The 22371-nt window shown below is 48.5% G+C and carries 13 protein-coding genes; 1 reads left to right on the forward strand and 12 read right to left on the reverse strand.

The features are described from left to right. Nucleotides 1-4: 4 nt before the first annotated feature. The 12 genes from BMW65_RS03015 to BMW65_RS03070 all read right to left on the reverse strand — a co-directional run bounded on the left by BMW65_RS03015 (nt 5) and on the right by BMW65_RS03070 (nt 21627). Nucleotides 5-3193, reverse strand: a complete 3189-nt coding sequence (locus tag BMW65_RS03015; protein ID WP_090602630.1) for a SusC/RagA family TonB-linked outer membrane protein — start codon at nt 3191-3193, stop codon at nt 5-7. A 420-nt stretch (nt 3194-3613) separates the two neighbouring features. Then, nucleotides 3614-5113, reverse strand: a complete 1500-nt coding sequence (locus tag BMW65_RS03020) for a S10 family peptidase (protein ID WP_090602632.1) — start codon at nt 5111-5113, stop codon at nt 3614-3616. 51 nt (nt 5114-5164) lie between these two features. After that, nucleotides 5165-7444: a S9 family peptidase gene (locus BMW65_RS03025; RefSeq protein WP_245747472.1), complete on the reverse strand. Its 2280-nt coding sequence runs from the start codon at nt 7442-7444 to the stop codon at nt 5165-5167. Between the two features lie 22 nt (nt 7445-7466). Next, nucleotides 7467-8891 carry a SusD/RagB family nutrient-binding outer membrane lipoprotein gene (locus tag BMW65_RS03030; RefSeq protein ID WP_090602634.1) on the reverse strand — a complete coding sequence of 475 codons (1425 nt, stop codon included), beginning with the start codon at nt 8889-8891 and terminating at the stop codon, nt 7467-7469. Between the two features lie 6 nt (nt 8892-8897). Next, nucleotides 8898-12110, reverse strand: coding sequence for a SusC/RagA family TonB-linked outer membrane protein (locus BMW65_RS03035; RefSeq protein WP_090602635.1), 3213 nt, complete (start codon nt 12108-12110; stop codon nt 8898-8900). Between the two features lie 345 nt (nt 12111-12455). After that, nucleotides 12456-14708: a S9 family peptidase gene (locus BMW65_RS03040; RefSeq protein ID WP_090602636.1), complete on the reverse strand. Its 2253-nt coding sequence runs from the start codon at nt 14706-14708 to the stop codon at nt 12456-12458. A 44-nt stretch (nt 14709-14752) separates the two neighbouring features. Further along, on the reverse strand, nt 14753-16177 hold the full coding sequence (locus BMW65_RS03045) for an APC family permease (protein ID WP_090602637.1): 1425 nt from the start codon (nt 16175-16177) through the stop codon (nt 14753-14755). A gap of 27 nt (nt 16178-16204) precedes the next feature. Next, on the reverse strand, nt 16205-17986 hold the full coding sequence (locus tag BMW65_RS03050) for a DUF885 family protein (protein ID WP_090602639.1): 1782 nt from the start codon (nt 17984-17986) through the stop codon (nt 16205-16207). A gap of 173 nt (nt 17987-18159) precedes the next feature. Next, nucleotides 18160-19098: a bifunctional Delta(1)-pyrroline-2-carboxylate/Delta(1)-piperideine-2-carboxylate reductase gene (locus tag BMW65_RS03055; RefSeq protein WP_090602641.1), complete on the reverse strand. Its 939-nt coding sequence runs from the start codon at nt 19096-19098 to the stop codon at nt 18160-18162. Continuing rightward, the gene (locus BMW65_RS03060; protein ID WP_090602642.1) at nt 19095-20234 is read right to left on the reverse strand and encodes an acyl-CoA dehydrogenase; all 1140 of its coding nucleotides are present in this window, start codon (nt 20232-20234) and stop codon (nt 19095-19097) included. The genes BMW65_RS03055 and BMW65_RS03060 overlap by 4 nt, the downstream gene beginning before the upstream one ends. A gap of 105 nt (nt 20235-20339) precedes the next feature. After that, nucleotides 20340-20837, reverse strand: coding sequence for a VOC family protein (locus tag BMW65_RS03065; protein WP_090602644.1), 498 nt, complete (start codon nt 20835-20837; stop codon nt 20340-20342). Between the two features lie 40 nt (nt 20838-20877). Next, on the reverse strand, nt 20878-21627 hold the full coding sequence (locus BMW65_RS03070) for an EcsC family protein (RefSeq protein ID WP_245747474.1): 750 nt from the start codon (nt 21625-21627) through the stop codon (nt 20878-20880). Nucleotides 21628-21732: 105 nt separating this feature from the next. Here BMW65_RS03070 and BMW65_RS03075 point away from each other — a divergent pair, with 105 nt between their 5' ends. Further along, nucleotides 21733-22368: a peroxiredoxin gene (locus BMW65_RS03075; protein ID WP_090602646.1), complete on the forward strand. Its 636-nt coding sequence runs from the start codon at nt 21733-21735 to the stop codon at nt 22366-22368. Nucleotides 22369-22371: the final 3 nt, after the last annotated feature.

The following is a 22371-nucleotide window of genomic DNA, read 5'->3' on the forward strand; positions in this document are numbered from 1 at the left end:
TGAATTAAAACTGAACCTGAATATTAAAACCGATCGTCCTTGTTGTCGGATAGACCCCCACCTGATAGCCATATGCATTGCCGGAACCGACACCTGCTTCAGGATCTGCATAAGGCAAGTTTTTATGGATTATCCATAGATTGGATCCAATGAGGGAGAGGTCTATCGATTCAATAGGCGTACTGCGGAATATTCCACCGGGTAGCCGATAAGACAAGGATACTTCTCTCAGTTTTATATAGGAAGCGTCAAAAATGAAATACTTTTGCGGGGCCCTGTTGCTCCCCAATGCATGATTGGTGGTATTGATAGGCGTACGTACGGTATTGGGATTGCCATTTTCGTCTACACCGGGCAAGATGATACCACCACCGTCAGCCAGCGAATTACGGATGGGATTCCCCAGATCATTGAGGCCGACGGTCCAGTCGTCATACACGCCATCCCGCAATCCATTGGCCATATCATTGGAGAAGATATCTCCGCCTTTCTGTACATCCACCAAAAAACTCAGGTTAAAATCTTTATACCGGATTTTGTTTAACACGCCCCCGTTCCAACTGGGATTCATGTTGCCGATCAGGTTATTCGTGGTGGTGGTTCTCAAATATTCACCGTTGGTTTGGTTGACCACGCGCTGACCGTCAAGGTAGATGTAATCCGTCCCGTACCATGTGCCATATGGCCTACCCACATGGGCATTCAGGGTCACTCCCGCCCCAAAAGAGCGCAGTTGCAGGCTTTCAACTCCTTCAAACAACGAGATAACCTTGTTTCTGTTCAGCGCCCAATTCACGTTGACGTCCCATTGGAGGCGTTCTCTCTTTAGTGGGGTTCCTTTTAAGAATACTTCAATACCTTTATTTTCAACATCGCCCGCATTGACAAATTTGCTCAGGTAACTCGTCGTCGAAGTAACAGCCACCGGCATAATCTGATCCCTTGTGTTCGTCTTATAGAGCGATACATCAAGCCCCAACCGATTATTAAGAAACGATGTTTCAATACCAGCTTCCCAACTTTCCGTACTTTCGGGCCGCAATTCCGGGTTCCGTTTGGTATCGTTTATCGTATACAGTTGCACCGAGCCAAATGGAACAGGTTTGGTCAATACATCAACCAAACTATTCGCTTGCGCGTCACTACCGACTTTTGCGTAATTCAGCCTAAATTTCCCAAAAGAAAGGACATCGCTTTGCATCAATTCCGAAAAAATAAAGCTTGTTGCTATCGATGGGTAGAAATACGTGTTGTTGCTCTCCGGCAGGGTAGATGATTGATCCACCCGTCCGGTCACGTCGAGATAGAACATTGAATTGTATCCCATGGACAGTAAACCAAAATAGCCATTTACGCCGATCCTTCTGAGCACTTCTTCGGTTGGGGGCGGCGTGTTCAACGAATTGGAAATCGCAAACAGCTTTTCAACGATCAAGCCATTATTGGTCGTGTTAAATACAGATTGGAATTTGCTTCTCCTAATGTTGGTCCCCAACACACCATTGAGATTAAACTTCGTTGATAGATCTTTATTGAAATTCAGCATCAAATCATAGTTCGTTTCAATAAAATTGCTGGTATAATTGGTATACCGAGCCGGGACACGGGTCATGTTATTCCTTCGGTCTTCCTGTATATAGGAGTAGAGATCAGTGGCAACCCTTCCTTCAATGTTCAGCCAGTCATTGATTTCGTATTTCAATGACATATTTCCGAAAAGGCGGTTACGTTCGTCAGACTGAAAACTCTCATAAATCACATAATATAGATTATCCGTCGTTCCACCGTAAAAAGGCCGGACATTGCGACCTGTCCTAAAATACATGTCGCCCATTTCCTTGACATCAATATTCGTCTGCCAATAGTTTCTAAACGTGGCCAGTGGATTGGTAAATGATGCCCCGGATCCCGCTTCGGTACGGCCTTTCGATTGTGCATTGATGTAATTGGCACTACCCGAAGCCGTTAATTTATCAAGCAGTTTGTGGGATACATTCAGTGAAAAATTATGCCTTTTCAAGCGACTATTCGGCATTAAGTCACTATGCAGGTAATTGGAATAAGAAAGCCGGTAAGTACCGTTTGCAGAGCCCCCCTCAAGGCTTGCATTGTTGGTATACGTCAATGGGTTTTCAAAGAACGTAATCGGTCCGTTTTCCGCAGGCACCCAAGGCGTTTTCTGCATATATTTTGGCGACTCCGGATCCATCGCATGCCATTGAAATACCAGCAAATCCGGATCGAACGGCGCTCCCATGGATGCCGTCGCCGTGAATGGGACAACCAAATCTACCGTCCCATCGCCATCAATATCCTGTTCGTTGAAATAGCTGCTCCCATTTGCACCATATACCGGCCCGATACCTGCTCCATATTTCGTTTGGAACTTGGGAAAGGTCGATCGATCGATTGATCCGAAATTAACGCCTGAGGAAATGCGGATACTGGCACGTTCCGCCGTTGCACCTTTCTTTGTCGTGATAATAACAGCGCCGTTTGCTGCCCTCGAACCGTATAACGCCGTAGCGGCGGCACCTTTCAGCACATTGATTGAAGCAATATCATCCGGATTGATATCAGAAGCCATATTGCCGTAGTCAAAGCTGTTATCACCCGTATTGGGGCTTGAATTGTCAATCGGCACACCATCTACCACGAATAATGCCTGGTTATTGCCTGTCAGCGATCCGTAACCCCGGATAACAATATTCGTGGATCCACCCATATTCGTATTTCGTCTGATCTGTACCCCGGCCACTTTCCCGGATAAAGCGTTCGTTACGTTCCCGGTATTTACCGTGCTTACATCTTCCCCGCCGATAGTTTGTGCAGCGTACCCCAGCGACTTCCTTTCCCTTGAAATACCTAATGCGGTAACCACAACCTCATCCAGCCCTGTAGATTCTAAATTTAACTCAACTTCATAGTAGGTTGCAGATCCGACCGTTAAGCGGTAGACCTCGTATCCGACTGATGAAATCAAGATGGTTGCATGCTGTGGGACTTCAAGACGAAAACTTCCGTTATCGTCCGTTTGAGTAGCTACATTTGAACCTTCCACCTGCACCGTAGCCGAAGGTATTGCTTGTCGATCCGCGCTTCCGATTACCTTGCCTGTAATTGCGCGTTGTTGGCCATAAGTAAACGCCATCGTCAGCAAAAAACCAACTAGCAGCAGTATTCTATTTTCCATAATTTTGTTGATTTGATTGGGTTAATTAATCCGTTTTATATCACTTCCCTACCCCGCCTTCAATATAGGTTATCACATGGCCGATGTGCATACAATTAATTTGGTTATGTCAGTTAGCAACTGTGTCTTACCGAACAGCAAAACAAATGTAACGTTGCACGTAAAGAATAGCTAACCGTATATTGGCCTATTAATTGCGAAAATGAACCCTCAACAATCATTTATTGTTAAAAATTTATCCTATGTTAAAATATAATTACAATGGGTGAAAATTTAGTCATTATCTGTTTTGCCGCTGTTCGCGTGCATCTAAAAAAATAAAGCCGCCTATTATGGCGGCTTTATCCGTTCAGCCGGTAATTACACTTGGCTACTGAAATAGGAAATGATGATAAATACCGGGCACCCTCATGGCTTATTTCATTTGCCTACCACGTATTTTGCCGGCTGCCCCTCAGCGGGAATACTCTTTTTGATGAATTCACGCAGATCCTCGTTGGATTGCATCAGATCTTGACGCCTCAAATACATCATGTGGCCACTCCGATACCCTTTCCAATCCATCCTGCTGCGTAATTTTCCACTGGGATCCATATTCCACATGTTGTACTTTGCATTGAAATAGTCACAAGCGCCATCGTAATAGCCAGATTGTACGAGCAAATGCAAAAAGGGATTCATGGCCATCGCCTGCCGTAAATCCTCCCCGCTATGTTCCGTATTCTCTCCCTCCCGGGGCCAAGGCCGGGTACTTCCCGCCACGTAGTACTCCAGGTCCGTGTGGTAGTTGAGGTAATTCTTATAGTAAAAATTGTTCGCTGGTGTGAAGATATGCTGCCACGTCGTGTTTTCCGGAGAATAATCCGGGCCTTCCCCAGCGTCTTCCCGATCGATGCCCAAATACCGCGAATCCAATCGCCCCACCGTATACCCCTCTTCCCGCAACAATTCCTTCCAGAAAAACTGAGCAGGGATAATGAGGTTATGCTCTAAAATGACTTTTTCCGATATCCCACAATACCGGGAAAGCTTTGCAGCAATTTCCTTTTTCCGAGCATCTTCGAGAAATCCACCTTTAGCTAATGCCGGTACCAATTCATTAATCGTGAAGTCTTCCACTTCAGGCAAAATGTCCGTCAGATCCTTTTGCTGCAAATCGGGAGCCAGTTGCTTATGGTACCAGGCCGTTGCCGTATAGAACGGCACCTTATTGGCATCGGCGACCGGACCATCCCGACGTATGCCCAACGTTGTCGGGGAGACAAGCACCACCCCATTGAGATACATCCAATGCCTTTGTTGAAGCTCAAGTGATAGGGCCGACACCCTGGTCGTCCCATAGCTTTCACCGATAAGGTATTTGGGCGATGCCCAACGATTGTGCCTGGTTACGAAGGTCGTGATCCACTTTGCCAGGTAACGTGCATCGTTATACACGCCGAAGAAGGTAGCAGGAGGCGTATCGCCCACAGCCCGAGAATACCCCGTATTCACCGGCTCAACAAATACAATGTCGGCCACATCCAGCAGCGAATAGGGATTATCTTCTATTCCATAAGGCTGAATGGGAAAACCCTCGTCATCAATCTTTATATGATGCGGTCCGGTATAGCCCAACCGCATCCAAAGCGCGCCTGCACCGGGACCGCCGTTGAACGACACAACAAACGGCCTCGTCAGGCTATCGGCTACGTCCGTGCGTTTATAATAGGTATAGAATACACTTGCAACAGCCTTCCCTTTTTCATCCCAAACCGGTTGGGTTCCAGTGATTGCCTTGAATGCAACCCGCTGCCCTTTGATAGTGACCTGATGGCTTGTCGTCACTGCCGAATCCGGATTGATGACGATGTGCTGTGCAAGTGCTGAGGTTGCAAAAACCATCAAAAAAAACAAACTTACTCTTACTCGGTGTTTCATGTTAATTAATTTAAATGAGATTTATTACTTTTTTAATTGGTTCAATTGTATTCAATCATTCATCCCTGCCCAAACCGGGGGTTCGATGCCCAGCAGGTGCTTCACGAAAAAGTCCCTTCGCTTCCGTTCGCCGTAGTCCCCTCCCAACGAATGGCCCATACCGGGTACGAGAAGAAAGTCAAAATTCTTCCCCGCCTTGATTAGGGCATCAACCAGTTGGAGGGTAGACTCGGGTGGGACATTGGTGTCCATTTCTCCGAGTATCAGCAACAGGTGTCCTTTGAGCCTATGGGCATTATCCACGTTGGATGATGCCGAATATTGGGGGCCTACCGGATATCCCATCCACAGCTCATTCCATCCCAGTTTATCCATCCGATTGTCATGGCATCCGGACGAGGATACCGCTACCTTGTAAAACTCCGGATGAAACAAAAGGGCCGCCACGGAATTTTGACCTCCTGCTGAGTTTCCATAAATGCCGACACGGGTCGTATCCATATAAGGGTATTGGCTGGCTGCCGCCTTGATCCAGCGGATCCGATCCGGGAATCCTGCATCCTTCAAGTTCTTCCAGGAGACGTCGTGGAACGCTTTGGAACGATTGGATGTACCCATGCCATCAATTTGCACCACAATGAATCCAAGTTCTGCCAGTTCGTGCAATGCGGTCCACGGACGGTAGTCTCCACTGGCAGGCTCCGAAATAAAACTTTTGGGTACAAATGAGTTGTGCGGCCCGCCATAGATGTATTCAATGACCGGATAACGCCGCGTCGGATCAAAGTTGCTGGGGCGCACAATAATTCCCCAGATGGAGGTACTGTCATCGCGGCCTGTAGTGCTGAACACTTCGGGCATTTGCCATCCGGCACCAACCAACGCACCAATGTCCGCTTCTTCCAGCTTGAGCACAACCTTGCCGTCGGCCGAATTCCGTAATACCGTCACAGGGGGACTATCAATGCGCGAATACGTATCGACAAAGCGGCTAAAATCCGGCGAAAAATAAGCATGATGATTGGCATGCTCGGGTGTCAATTCTAATAACCCCGAGCCATCGAAGTTGATCCGGTAATATCCTTTAAGATAAGGATCGCTCCCTGTCACCATCCCGCTTGCTTCAAAAATGATGCTCCGCTCCTGTTCGTCAACATGGACGACTCCCCGGACTACCCATTGTCCCTTTGTAATTTGATTTTTTACGGTCCCCGTAACGGCGTCATACAAATACAAATGGTTCCATCCGTCACGCTCGGAGGCCCAGATGATTTCCTTGCCACCACCAGCATCATACCGGAAACGTTTCCCCCGGTAGTCAATAAACGTTTTACTCGTTTCCGAAACAATCGTTTTCATTGCCCCGGTCTGTGCATCCACCTGGATGATTTGGTACAGTTGATGCCCCCTTTGATTGTACTCAATGGTATAATACTGGCTATTCGCACACCAGAGGGGCTCGGTAAGATTAAACTGTGACACAATAGACACCCCATGGACGGGTACCTGCCTTTTTTTCTCCATATCAAAAAGCGCAGGTGTATAATGGGGCAGTACATCGCCGGGTTTCAGGTAATTGCGTGAGTGGAGCTTCGGTTGTAGCTGGTCAGTTGGTGAGGATTCGATCAAATAGACCAAATGAGTTTCCCCGGGCCTCACTTTACGCGCCGCCAGTTTTTTAGCATCGGGTGACCATTGGAGATTGGGTTCATAATAAGCGCCCGGTGACCCATCAAAACTGAGCTGAAAAACAACGCTGTCTGTCAACGAACGAACACTCACATTACTATTCTCAATAAACGCAATCCATTTCCCGTCGGGCGAAATGACCCCATTACCTATCGGCGCACCGCCTTGCTGGCTCCGTTGCCGTCCGGATAACCCACGTCGTTGGACACACCGGTAGGTAAACCGATCAAATTGCCAAACCTCATCATAGGCCGTAAACTCGATGATGCTATCATGCTTCAGGTAATTAAATTCATCAAAAGGCAACCGGTAAGGATCGACGGTTGCCTTCAATTCGAACGAAAGGCTTTTGGCAAGGGCATGCTGGTCAAACGCCTGACCACGTGTAGGAGCATGGGTATCCACCAAGACAAATGCTTTTCCCTTAGGTGTCTGATATCCATACCAAAATTTTTCTCCATCTGCCGACCAACGAAAGGAACGCGGTGCATAATAGATGTTCTGCTCCATGCTTGTCTTGATCATTGCCGCTTTCCGGTAATTTTCGGCCATTTCTTGAGCCGATACCTTGAACATGGAAAACCAAAACAAATACAAATAAGCCAGCATGAAATAGTGGCCACTAAAACTTGTGTTCTTCATTCCATCCTCACTGTTTTCCTCGTTAATAAATATCCCAAAACAACTTGGTAGTCATCAAATCCCCACCAATTGCCGTTGCAGCAGCGCTCCAGCTTGCTTCATTGAGTGTTTGTTCGGAGACCGGATAAAGCAACCTTCTGGGCACCACATCAACGAATGCTCCCGGAGGAGCCACCAACAACGGATAATCCAAACGCCTGTATTCTGTCCACGCTTCATAGCCTTGGTTAAACAAAGCAATCCATTTTTGCATGCCGATTTTCTGCTTCCACGACCCCTCGGCCGTTTGGTAGGCAACAGCCGGTTGCTCAAGGTAATCCCCCAACGCCACTCCATAGTATTCGAAAGAAGCCCGGATGGCAGCGTTGTAGTGTGTTTCTGCATCTGCCGGGGCACCGGTCAATCCGCGTTCAACGGCTTCGGCCAATAAAAACTCCACCGTCGCGTAATCCAAAAAAATAGCAGGAACCGCGGGCGTATAGAAAAGAGCGCCAAAATGCGAATACCTGTTGTATTCGACAGGCTGACCGTAGGGAGCGCCTATAAAATCCCCGCTTACATCCGAAAAGTACACTGCCCGACGGGGATCATTCAGCCGATTCATCTCGTCGACCAACGGTTCGGCCGCTACAAAATCCTGCCGATTGCCAACAGCTAAGCTGCTCCAGAGCGGGTTGGTATTGGGTGTGGTTTCGAGGTACTGGAATTCTGCATTATCTGCATTGGATGAAAAAACACTGCTGACGGTGCTTTGTACGGCCTCCGCTCCCAATTCAGGCAATGCGTCGATGACCCGCAACCCCATCTGAAGTTTTAAGGAATTTGCAAACTTCAACCAAAGTGCCACATTATCCCCATATAACAGGTCGAACGTACCAAAGGCACCCACCGTAGGTGTAAGGTTGCCGATGGCTGTATTCAGGCGATTAATGAGATCAACATATACCGTTTCCCCATCGTCATATCGGGGCTGGACATTATCGATATTCAGCGCCTCGGTATACGGAATATCACCAAATGACTCCACCAATCGGGCGTAGGCATAGATGTTCATGATTTCAATCAATGCCAGTCTATTCTGTTTTTCTTGAGCTGTAGCCTCATCAATAGGTTGGTACATGTCGATTATCTTTCTGCTTTCCTCAAGATTGATTAATACCGAACTGTATAAGCTCGACCAGTTAAACTGCGCGAAATAATTCGTCCCCTCATTGTAGGTATTGCAGGAGATATGCTGTGCAAAATGGCGACAGATTGAAAAGGGATTTCCGCTGCCACCATATGTAATATTTTGCAGGATATCCGCCATTTCTTTTACAGAATAGGCAAAAAAAGATCCGCCATTTGCTTCAGTTGCATCCTTAGTATTCCTATTTAGATTCTCCAGATCTTGCGTACACGAATAAGTGCCGGTTAGCGCAAGAAGAATAATAAAAATTCGTTTCATGGTTTGTTAGAATTGAAGTTTAACATTGAAGCCAAAGTCACGTGTGGTGGGCATGGGCCCAAGTTGATACCCCTGGTAGTTTCCCGCACTCATTCCCGCTTCGGGATCGGAATACGGCAGGTTTTTATGGATGATCCACAAATTGGATCCGATTGCCGATACACTTATCGAACGAATAAACGTATCCCTAAGCAACCTGGAGGGCAGTGTATAGGAGACAGCTACTTCCCTCAATTTGACAAAAGAGGCATCGTAGACAAAGAATGCCCCCGGCGCTTTGACCACTCCCAACGCATTGTTGTAGGTATCCATTCGTGTCCGCACCGTATTCACCGAGCCATCCGGCGCTACGCCATCCAAAATAATCCCACCACCGTCTTCAAGCGAATTTCTCATCGGATTGCCCAAATCATTCAGTCCTATTGTATTTTCATACAAGCCCGATCGATATCCATAAGCCATATCACTGGAGAAAATATCGCCCCCCCGTTGCATATCAATTAGGAAAGATACACTGATACTCCTATAGCGGAAATTATTGCTCAAACCGGCCCTCCAATCGGGATTGACATTGCCTACGACATAGTTGGAAGCCGAAGTTCGCTCATATTCGCCATTGGTTTGATTGATTACTCGCTTGCCGTTCAAATAAATAAAGTCGCTGCTCCTTAGCGTCCCATATGGCTCACCTATGCTTGCATTCAGCGAAACTGACCCCCTTGAAGATCCAATCTGTAAATTGTCTACCCCTTCATAGAGCGAGAGCACCTTGTTGACATTTTTCGCCCAGTTCAGCGTAATATCCCAGCTGAAATTTTCTTTCCTAACCGGTGTTCCGGACAATACAACTTCAACGCCTTTGTTTTCCACTTCCCCGGAGTTTACATACTTTGAACCAAAACCGGTGACCGTAGATATGGAAACCGGAATAATCTGATTAATGGTATTGGTTTGATAGAGTGATATATCTGCGGACAGTCTACGGCCCAAGAAGGCCAATTCAAGCCCCCCTTCATAGCTTTTCGTCAATTCGGGGAGCAACCTGGCGTTATTTTTCCTGCTGCTCACCGAATAAAAAGGCACCGATCCGTAAGGTGTGGGCTTCTGTAGCACATCGACCAAACTATTGGCCGGTGCGCTGCTCCCCACTTCCGCATAATTTAACCGCAACTTGCCGAAAGAAAGTATATCACTTTGAATTAGATTTGAAAAAATAAAACTACCCGTAATCGAAGGATAGAAGAAGGTACTGTTTTCTTCCGGTAGGGTCGAAGCGTGATCACTCCTACCGGTTACATCCAAGAAATAGGTGTCTGCATAGCCCAGTGAGACCATTCCATAAATACCATCAATACCGATTTTAGTCTCTTGTTCGTTAGGTGCATTGGGTGGATTAAGTGAATTCGAAATCGCATACAAACGGTCTACGATCAAGCCGCCGTTCGTTTGCATTTGAACCGAACGGAGCGTATTCCGACGAATGTTGATCCCAGCCAAGCCACTGACATTGAATTTCTCCCCAAAATTTTTATTGAAATTTGCCATCAAATCGTAGTTGAATTCGGTAGCGTCGATGTCCCGCCGCTGATAGCTGCCCACTTCATTCAGTGTACCGTTATTTACTCGGCCTTCCTGAAGGTACGAATAGGTGTCCACGGACACACGGCCGTCGATGTTCAGCCAATCCGTCACTTTAAAATTGAGCCCCATGTTGCCATAGAACCGATTCCGGGTGTCACTTTGGAAATTTTCATAGCGCTGCCAATACGGATTGCCGATGGTGCCGCCGATGAAGTTTGTGACATTCCGCTTGGTCGTCAAATAAGCATCCTTCAATTGCAGCACATCCACATTATTCTGCCACCATTGCCGCACTACCGCAACAAAATTGCCCCCATTTGAACCAGACTCATTCCCTGTTTCGTTTCGGCCCACGGCATCATTCTTTGAAAAGGTGCCGCTACCGGTCACGGTCAACCGTTCATTCAACTTAAAGGAACCGTTCATAAAAAAGTTATTGCGCCTGATGTTGCTATTCGGTTGCAGTCCTTTTTGGTTGGCATTGGTATACGAAAACCGATAGGTCCCCGCATCTCCTGCACTGCCGGAAAGCGAGACATTATTGGTATTATTTATTGGTGTCTCAAAAAAAGCTATCGGATCATTTGCCGGCGCAACCCATGGTGTGGCTTGCATATAATACGGTGACTCCGGATCAAACGCATTCCATTGATAAACGAGGAGATCAGAATCGTAAGGCCCTCCAAATGAGCCGTACACCGCAAGGGGCGATACCAAATCCGGTACGCCATCTCCGTTAACATCCTCTTCATTAAAAAATTGATCCCTGTTCGGACCGTATATTTTTTCGTATCCAGCTCCATATTCCCATTGGAATTTTGGCCAGGTGGATTTATCAATCGCACCGAAAGTCACGCTTGAGCTCACTTCGATACTCGATCGGGTCCGTTGCGATCCCCTTTTTGTCGTGATGATGATGGCGCCATTGGCGGCTCTTGATCCATACAATGCCGTTGCGGCAGCACCTTTCAATACGTTGATGGATTCCACGTCGTCAGGATTGATATCTGACGCCAAGTTGCCGTAGTCATACCCCCCACCACCCGTTGTCTGGCCTCCTGAATTATAGGTTGTATTATCAATAGGAACCCCATCCACAACCCAAAGGGCTTGGTTATTACCCGTAAGTGAAGTTGAGCCGCGAATAATCACATTTGTAGATCCCCCGAAGTTATTGTTCCGGGTTATCTGCACGCCCGCAGCTCTCCCCGACAGGTTATTGGTAATGTTACCGGTTGGCACCTGATTGACCAAGTCTCCGGAAATTTCCTGGCTCGCATAACCCAGCGACTTCTTTTGCCTTGAAATCCCCAAGGCGGTCACCACGACTTCATCTAAATCTTCCGTATCGTTGATGAGCCGTATTTCGTAATAATTGTCTCCGCCCACTTGCAACCGGTGTTCTCCAAAACCGATAGACGACGCTATTAACGTCGCCCCTACGGCAGCCTCCAAGCGAAAACTTCCGTTTTCATCGGTTTGGGTTGCTACACCGGTACCTTCAACTTTCACGGTTGCCCCCGGTATCGGCAACCGGTCTTCCGCGCTCATCACAATACCTGTAATGGCTTTTTGCTGGGCATTGGCGCAAAGCACCAAAAACACTAAGCAGTTAAGGAATAGAAAAAACTGTTTCATAGCTGTTATTTAATTAAAAATGTTTTTAAGTTTTTTCGTGCTTGGATAGCAACCAGGCATTCTCCGTACAGCTACAGTCCGGGATCCGTTTCTTGGCGGACACAAGGCCCCCAAGTTTATTGGATCCACTCCATTAAACTCCCAGCAATTTTTGTTTGAAGGTTATCGTTTTTAGGTTAGCAATTTTTAAAGCTAATCATTCTGAAACATTAGCTTAACAAAAGTAACAATCTGTTTTACAGGTAGCTAACCGGATTTTGCCCTTTTTGCACCACAAATTAACTTAAAAAGCCACCGTATCGGGAATACGGCGGCTTGAATACCTATCACATGGGGGATGCCTGCTTACCAACCTTCCCATGCCGGGGGATCGACCCCCAAGAGGTGCTTTACGAAGAAATCCCTGCGCTTGCGTTCGCCATATGGCCCTCCGGAGGTATGTGCTGCTCCCGGTATGACGACGAGCTCATGTTCTTTATTGGCTTTGATGAGTGCATCCACAACCTGCATGGTAGATGCGGGATCCACATTATCATCCACTTCGCCTACAATAAGCATCAATTTGCCCTGCAACCTGTGGGCGTTCTCAACGTTGGAACATTCGGCATAGTGAGGGCCAATGGGATAACCCATCCATTGTTCATTCCACCAAATCTTGTCCATTCGATTGTCGTGGCAGCCACAGGATGATACCGCCACCTTATAAAATTCGGGGTGGAATAGTACAGCGCCCGCGGAGCTCTGCCCCCCGGCAGAAGTACCATATATCCCTACACGCGTGAGATCCATATAGGGGTATCGTTCAGCCGCTTTCCTCATCCACGCAATGCGATCGGGGAAACCAGCATCTTTTAAATTCTTCCAACATACATCGTGAAATGCTTTTGAACGGTTGGACGTACCCATGCCATCAATCTGCACGACGATGAAACCCAATTCAGCGAGGGCTGCCATGCCTGATGGGTCAAGCACGAAATTTTTGGGGACAAAGGAACTGTGTGGCCCTGCATAAATATACTCAATGACCGGATAAGTTTTCCGGTTGTCAAAGTCCGTAGGTCTAACGATAACGCCCCAAATATCCGTAACACCGTCCCGCCCCTTACTATGGAACACTTCAGGCCGCTGCCACCCTGTGGCCTCCAATGCACTGATATCGGCTTTTTCCAATTCCATCACGACCGTCCCATCCACAGTGCTGCGCAGTACCGTCGTCTGAGGCTCATCTATTCGCGAGTAAGCATCTACAAAATAGGTAAAATCCGGCGAAAACGTCGCCCGGTGGTTGCCGTCTTCCATAGTCAATGCTGTCAGTCCACTGCCATCGAAATGGACGCAATAATATTGGAGTAGATAAGGATCCTGCCCCTGCTCACGGCCACTGCCAGCGAAAATGACAACCCGTTTATCCTCATCGACATGTACCACCTCACGTACCACCCACTCACCCTTGGTAATCTGGTTTTTCACGACGCCGGTCTCCCCATCGTATAGGTAAAGGTGATTCCAGCCATCACGCTCCGACGCCCAGATGATCTCCTTTCCATCGTTTACATCTTTACGGTACTTCTTGCCGCTATAGTCGATAAAGGTTTTGCTGGTTTCAGTGATGAGCGGCTTTACCGTGCCCGTGGTTGCATCCATGGAAAACACTTCGTACCGCTGATGCCCCCGCTGGTTGTACTCGAAGGTAAATGCCTTGCTATCTTTTCGCCACTCGGGACGAGACAAGCTATACTGGTTGTCGATCAACCCCGGATCGACCGCAAAAGACTCCCGGGTATCAAGCAAGAACAAGGTAGGTTGGTATTGCGGCAGGGCATCACCGGGTTTTAGGTAGCTCCTTTCATGGAGCTTAGGCTGCAATTGGTCTGCAGGCGACGATTCCACAAAGTAAACCGTCCGAGATGTATTCGGCCTTACCTTATTCACAGCCAATTTTTTCGAATCGGGAGACCAAGCAATGGCAGCGGCATAGTAATGACCGGGCGCCCCATCAAAGCTTAACGGTATTTCTTCCTTTGGCTTGCCCACAGGATGGACATACACATTGTCGTTTTTAATATAGGCCACCCACAAACTGTCAGGAGATGTGACAGGGGGACCTTGGCGATCATCACGGCGGGCACCCCAATAACCCCGGGGGCGTTCCGCTTCGCCATCTTGGCCCTTATCCGTGACTTGGTAGTCAGACAGATTGATGTGCCATTTCTTATCAAATGCGCGCAATGCTATCCGGTTCCCTTCGACGTATTCAATGCTGTTGAATGGCAGTTTATACGCTTCGACTTGTTCGCCACTCGCCATGGCCAGTGCCGAGGCCAGCCGCTCATGGTCAAAAGCGGGCACTTTTTTATGCCCTGCGACATCTACCACGACAAACTCCTTCCCTTTCGGCGTCTGGTGGACATACCAAAAACGTGGCTGGTCTGCTACCCAGGAAAAAGAACCCGGTGAATAGCATACCTTATCCCGGGTGCTCTCCCGGTAGTTTGCAGCACGCCGGTAATCCGCTACGCTGCCCTGCGCTGAAACGTCGATGGCCCATATCACTAAAATAATAGGCAGCAATCCGTAAATCTGATAATACTTGCTCATAGTGGTTTATTCGTCATGTAACACATTCGCCAATACAGATCCCATCAGGAGTTATTGGGCAACGTCTTCTTGCGGATGGCATAATAAATCGGAACCCCCAGCAACGCAATGATAATCCCAGGCCATGTATAATTAGGCTTATAAATGATCATCAGTACGATGAAGGCTATACCCATAATAATATAAATTGTAGGCAATACGGGATAACCAAAAGCTTTATAGGGCCTTGGTGCTTCAGGCCGTGATTTACGCAGCTTGAAGATGCCAATGATACATAGCACATAGAATATGACTACGACACTGGAAATCATATCCAGCAAATCACCGTACTTGCCACTCAAGCACCATAGCGAAGCGATGATACACTGCAGCCACAAGGCAACGCCGGGAACGGCAGACTTGTTCAGCTGTCCTACCTTCCGAAAGAAAAGCCCATCCTGTGCCATCGAATAATATACCCTAGCGCCCGCCATGATGAGTCCGTTATTGCAGCCGAACGTAGAAACCATGATCATGACGGCAATGATGGTTATGCCCACGGGGCCAAAGATCTGCTGAGCAGCGGTCATGGCAACACGGTCTTTGTCTGATGCGGCCATCTGCTCCATCGTGAGCACACCGGTATACATCAAGTTAGTAAGCAGGTAGACCACGGTGACGATGATGGTGCCCAATGCCAAACTCAGTCCAACATTGCGCCCGGGATTTTTGATTTCACCGGCTACGGAAGAGGAGGCATGCCATGAATCGCTGCTAAAGATGGCACCTACCATCCCCGCGGCAACAGCACCCAGTGCCGCAAAGGTGGTATATTCAGCCAGCGACCCACCAGCATCCAACCGCCGTAAGTTCCATGCATCCCCCGATAACCAATTGGCCTGCCACACCTCGCTGTTGAAGGCAAACAAACCAAAAAGTATTAATCCGAGCAGGCTGACAATTTTGATAACGGTGATGGATGTCTGTACCGCCTTGCCGCTATTGACCCCACGGGTATTGACAATGGTCAGCAACAAGATCACCACGATAGAAACCAACTGTGCAGAAGATATTTGCAGAAAACCGAGATCCATCAGGATGACATCTTCATCCAATGCAGGGATGAGGTATGCCGTGAATTTGGCAAATGCGACACCAACTGCGGCAATCGTTGCGGTTTGTATGACTGTAAAGAAAGTCCAGCCAAAGACAAAACTCACCAGCGGATTATAGGCTTCCCGCAAATAAATATATTGCCCGCCAGCTTTGGGAAACATCGCACTCAGCTCGCCATAGCTCAGCGCGGCCGTGAGCGTCATGAATCCGGTAATCAGCCATACAGCCATCAACCATCCAGCGCTTCCCGTGTTGCGCGCAATATCAGCGCTCACAATAAAAATACCCGAACCGATCATGCTTCCGGCTACCAGCATGGTGGCATCCAGCAGTCCCAAAGACGATTTAAATCCTTTATCCGTTGTTGTACTCATCCTATTGATTTTGGGTTGATTATCCGATCAATTATTAACATCATAAAACTTCCAGCTACTTTTAAAATCGCGGCTAAGCCGCTGGTCGGTCAGCGTAGCACGGAGCATTTCGATGGGCAAGTAGTTCTCTTTGATGACGCGGTCATGGAACTGCTTAAAAGTCATCTTGCCCGAATCGACTAACTCCTTCTTCAGGCTCCACATTTGCAGCCCACCGGTAAGGTACGCCAATTGATAAAGCGGCCCATAGTTGCCTTCGAATGAGCGTTTCACCTCGCCGTGCGCGGTGGATGGCTCATGTCCAACCCGATCGACGAGGTAATCCACACACTGCTGCGGAGTCCATTCACCCAAATGGTATTTGATGGAAAACGTAATACGTGCACAGCGGTGCATACGCCAAAACAACATGCCAATACGCTCCTCGGGCGTCTTGGCGAAGCCCAGATCATACAATAGCAACTCCCAATAGAGTGTCCAACCCTCCGTCCAAAATGGCGTCCGGAAAGCCTCTGCCCGATACGGCTTGTAGCGGCTATTCATAAAATATTGGAGGTGATGCCCCGGTATCAGTTCATGTTGCACGGTGCCACGCGAGAAATACGGGTTATTGCCCCGCATACTCATCAGCTTACGATCATGGCTCATTGTATTGGTGGGATAGGCAATCAGGATGTTGCGACCCCCCAGAAAAAAAGGGCTGACCAGCTGTTGTTCCGGCGTCATCATGATCATCCCCCACGTTTCTTCCGAAAGCGGAGGCATGGTTACCAAGTCATTGGCCTTGATGAAGTCATTAGCATCTTTATACAGTTTGATGATCAGCTCGGGCTGTTTCCCCGGTGCGACATAGCTATTCTTCACCTTTTCCTGCGCCGCCTTCCAGTCGTCCCCAAATCCCATCTCACGGGAAGCTTTCAGCAATTCCGCTTCACACCACGCAAATTCTTTATCAGCAAGCTTCAACAGTTCTTCCGGCGTATAAGGGATCATATCGTCCAGCAGCGCCTTCGCAAAGGCTTCCCGGCCAATCGGCTTGCCACCGATATTGCTACCATCATCAAATGGCTTAGCATCGCTCTTGCTGCCAATGCGCTTGGCATAGGCCTGCATCGCGGTATCCAGGGCTTTATACGGCTCAGGTACCCACCAAGTAAATAAGGGGTCATAGCCGTTGTAAAAGTCAAATGCGTTTTTCAACCGTACCTTTAAATCCTGCACCACACCAACCGCATAATCCGCCAGCTCGCCGTCTATTGTATTTTCTCCATCCAATGCTGCTTGTGCTTGTTGGAGTTGCTGCAAAGCGCCATGCAGCGAACTGGCTATCGCTTCTCCATCCACTGCCGTGCCGCGGCGCCGAAACTGCTCAAATGCATAAATGGAATCTGCAAATGGTATGCGCTGGATTATTTTCCCGTAGTTACTTTTTTCTGCCGCCAATGCCTCTTGGCTTCGCTCGATTTTGCGTTTCAATAAGATATAATCTACCTGGCCGTAGATACTGAAGGCATTGAAATCCAGCGCTTGCAGTTTGCTTAAATATTCCTTGTTCAACGCCTCCAATCGCGCCAATTGGTCGGGCGAGTGCACCGTGGCGCCGCCGCCCCTTCCGAAAGACGCAGCCATCGGCCCGTAAAAGTATTCAATGGCCCGCTCGTCTTGGCCATATTGCGTCACAAGGCCGGATACTTCCGTGGCCTGCTCATATAAACTGGACAATTGGTCGCCTTGCTGCGACAACGCAACAAAAGGAAAGGTCGAAGCAAGTAATGCCACGAAAAAACAACTAAGTAATCGATACTTCATAACAAAAAATTTCTAAACAATATCCACTCCGGATCAATTAGCGACAGGTATATAATTATGGGTGAGCAAATATAAGCGATGATAGGCGAATTTGCATAGCTGCATATTAACCTTTACTGCCCAAATTTGCGAAAGGCGTGTAACATCATTATGGCAAAACGCAGCCAACAGGCTTAGCCGTTCACGGATTCGTACACCAATAGCGCGGCAGCCAGATCTTCTATGGCTAGCCCCGCCGATTTGAAGAGGGTTATTTCTTGGGTAGCTGTCCTGCCCGGATGCAAGCCCCGGCATAGTTCAACAATATCCGCTTTGATGTCAGCTACGGCCAATACACCCCGGGCGATAGGAATAGCCAGTTCCCCGGTTTCATGAGGTGCCCCCTCCCGGGAGTCTACAAATACCTTGCTCCTGCGGATGGCTTCGTCATCCACTTCCCGTGTTTTCGGTGTGTGTGAGCCGATGAGGTCAAGATGGGCACCGGGCTTTAGCCATTCCCCTTTGATGATTGGCGTGGGCGACAAGGTCGCACAAGAAATCACGTCAGCTTCGCGAGCAGCGGCCTCCAAATCATAGGCTGGATCCACCGTGTACCCGTCGCCAGCCAGTTGATCCGCAAGCGCACGTGACTGCTGGGGATTACGCGCCCAGATCAGGATGTGCCGGTAAGCATGCACCGCAGCATGGGCCTGTACCAAATGCTGGGCTACTTTACCACTCCCAACCACCAGCAAGGTCTCGGCATCCGAGCGCGCCAGAAATGAGGCCGCCAACGCCGATGTGCAAGCTGTGCGCCTCGCCGTAAGCGCCGCAGCATCCAGTTGCGCCAAAGGCACCCCCGTACGGGCATCCATCAACGTATAACTTGCATGGATCGCTGGCAATCCGCTACCGCTGTTTAGGGGCGCAACAACGACCTGCTTGACGCCCAAGTAACGATCATTCCAAACCGGCATCAGGATGAGGGTATTTTCCACGCCTTCTTCCGTCTGATAAAAATGGTGGTGCCGCACGGGCATCGTGTAGCTGGATTGGAAGATGGCACGCAAAGCGTTGATCAACGCTTGGTAGTGCAGGGCAGCAGTAACCTGCTCGTTGGTAATTTGTATCATCTGAGTATTTCCCTTGCTATGATCATCCGCTGCATTTCTGAGGTGCCTTCGTAGATCTGGGTAATCTTGGCATCCCGCATCAGGCGCTCCACATGGTATTCTTTTACATAGCCATAGCCCCCATGTAGCTGTACCGCTTCGACGGTTGTCTTCATGGCCACTTCCGAGGCATAGAGCTTGGCCATGGAGGCAGCCTGTGTGTACGGCAGGCCCTTATCTTTGAGCCATGCCGCTTTGAAACACAACAACCTGGCTGCTTCGATTTGGGTGGCCATGTCGGCCAGCTTAAACTGGATGGCCTGGTGCTCGGCGATGGGCTTGCCGAAGGTTTGGCGTTCCTTGGCATAACCGAGCGCCAGATCAAAAGCGCCCGAAGCAATGCCAAGCGCCTGTGCTGCGATGCCGATGCGCCCGCCTTCCAGCACCTTCATTGCAAACTTGAAGCCGGAACCTTCTTCACCGATGCGGTTTTCTTTGGGCACCCTTACGTCATTGAAATGGAGCGAATGAGTATCCGACCCCCGGATGCCCAGTTTATTTTCCTTGGGGCCTACCGTAAAGCCCTCCGATCCTTTTTCCACGATGAATGCATTGATACCTCGGTGACCTTTTCCGGGGTCGGTCTGTGCGACTACAATATAGGTAGCCGCCGTGCTGCCGTTGGTTATCCAATTTTTGGTACCATTGAGCAGGTAGTAATTACCTTTGTCCACCGCAGTGGTCCGCTGTGAGGCAGCATCCGAACCAGCTTCGGGTTCGGATAGGCAGAATGCACCAATGCATTCCCCTGCTGCCAAGGGTTTGAGGTATTTCTCCTTTTGCCCCTCGCTGCCGTATTTTTCAAGCCCATAGCATACGAGCGAATTGTTTACCGAAACAACTACCGAAGTAGAAGCATCAACCTTGGATAATTCTTCCATCACCAACACATAGGATACCGCATCCAATCCTGCGCCGTTATATTTCGGATCCACCATCATGCCCAAAAAGCCCAGTTCACCAAGCTTCTTGATCTGTTCCGCAGGAAATCGCTGTTGTTCGTCACGCTCGATGACACCAGGCTTCAACTCATGCTGCGCGAAATCACGGGCAACATCCCGTATTAGCTGTTGTTCTTCAGTGAGTTCGAATATCATAATTAAGTGGTTATCGGTACTTGCCCTGCCTATTAGGCAAATATAGTAAATTTACTATGCAAGCATAGCAATAATTTTGTCGTTCATGCTACGGATCACGGGACCCTAGCGATGCGCCAGCTCACGCAATAGATCTTCCAAATCTAATGTACGGGTATACATGTTCAGCGAACCGTCGGGGAAGTAAGGCCATTGTTCCTTTGGCCTATCCCAATAAAGTTCCACGCCATTGCGATCGGGATCATCGAGGTACAACGCTTCAGACACACCGTGGTCGCTCGCTCCAGTCAGTGGGTAGCGAGCTTCCCGCAAGCGGTCGAAAATCATCGCCAAATCCTTTCTTGTTGGATACAGGATGGCTGTATGATACAATCCGGCGCTCCGTATGGGTGCAGGTGGCGCGCCTTCACTGTGCCATGTATTCAGCCCGATATGATGGTGGTAGCCTCCGGCAGCAATAAATGCCGCCTGTCTCCCGTATCGCGTAGTCAATTCAAATCCCAACAAACCACAATAAAATTCAAGGGAACGCTCAAGGTCAGACACCTTCAGGTGAACGTGTCCAATGCGTGTTAGCGGAGGAATGGTATACTGATCGCCCATCCAGCAAACTTAACCAAACCATTCTTTATGTACAAATAGCTCATTCAACCTTCAGCATCCGCATCCGGTAGCAGTTCATCGCTGCCGTGCCCAATTGTTGTACCAGCTGGTAGTTGACCACCGCACCCACAGCCGCACCGATTACGGGGATCAATTGCGCCATTTTAGCCAGATCAATATAATCACGATATTCCAACTGAAATGTCCGCCAATCGAAGCTGTCCACATCATCAGGCAGCCCTTCTGCGTAAGACTCCCAATGCAACACCCGATTATATACCTCCGCCCGGTGTTGGTGGCTCGAAAATGCCAGTTGGAATACCGTCAGCAAAAACAGGCGTTCTTTATATTGACGCACGTCATAGCCATAGGTAGCGGCAATGTCAAACAACATCTTTAGTTTGATAGCCAGCAAGGCCGGAAAATCGGCAACACCCATTAAGATCCCCCCTGCCCCGGTAACCGCTCCCTCGATGGAAGCCGTCTTCTTGTAAGTCTCAATAAGGCGTAGCACATACGCTTCACGCAATTGGAAACTACTATACGTCTTTGGCAAAGCTGTGGTATATTGCGCTCCGAAAAGGACACCTTTTACCATCTTTTCAATGGTGAATGTAATTGCCTGATGGATCTTTTCGGGAATCAGCTTATTTAGCTTAGTCTGGATGTTTTTAGCCCACACACTGCCGATAGGCTGCTTCTTCATCATCTTGCGTTGCCAGAAAGCCAATTCGATCAGTACCCTTTTGCGATACAGCGGTGACATTTCTTCAAACGATTCTCCTCCCATATTTTTTTAGATGGAATCAACCGGCATATGTTACATCATTTTGTATTCTGATAAAATCCATTAACTTTGTAGATTACAAACTTATAATTTAAGGAGGAACAAAACATGAGCTTACGATTGGGTGATACCGCGCCAAACTTCAAGGCGGTAACAACAATAGGAGAAATTGATTTTTACGATTACACGGAGGGCAGCTGGGTGGTATTGTTTTCGCATCCTGCTGACTATACGCCGGTATGTACGACAGAATTGGGGCGTACCGCCCAATTAAAGGCGGAATTCGACAAGCGCAATGTGAAGGTGTTGGCCGTGAGCGTAGATCCACTGGATAAACACACTGGCTGGATCAATGATATCAATGAAACACAAAATACCGAGGTGAATTTCCCGCTGATTGCCGACGAGGATCGCAAGGTTTCCGAATTGTATGACATGATTCATCCCAATGCCTCCGCAACAGCTACCATCCGTTCTGTATTCATCATCGGGCCGGATCGGAAGGTCAAACTTACCCTCACCTACCCTGCTTCAACCGGCCGCAATTTCCAGGAGATCCTTCGGGTGATTGATTCGCTGCAGCTCACTGCCGATTACAGCGTGGCCACGCCAGCAGACTGGAAGCATGGTGAAGATGTCATTGTGGTGCCTGCTGTCCCTACGGAGGAAATTCCGGCGAAGTTTCCGAAAGGGCATACGATCATCAAGCCTTATCTGCGTACAACACCGCAGCCAAATCTTTAAATA

The sequence above is a fragment of the Parapedobacter koreensis genome (assembly GCF_900109365.1).
GTDB lineage: Bacteria > Bacteroidota > Bacteroidia > Sphingobacteriales > Sphingobacteriaceae > Parapedobacter > Parapedobacter koreensis.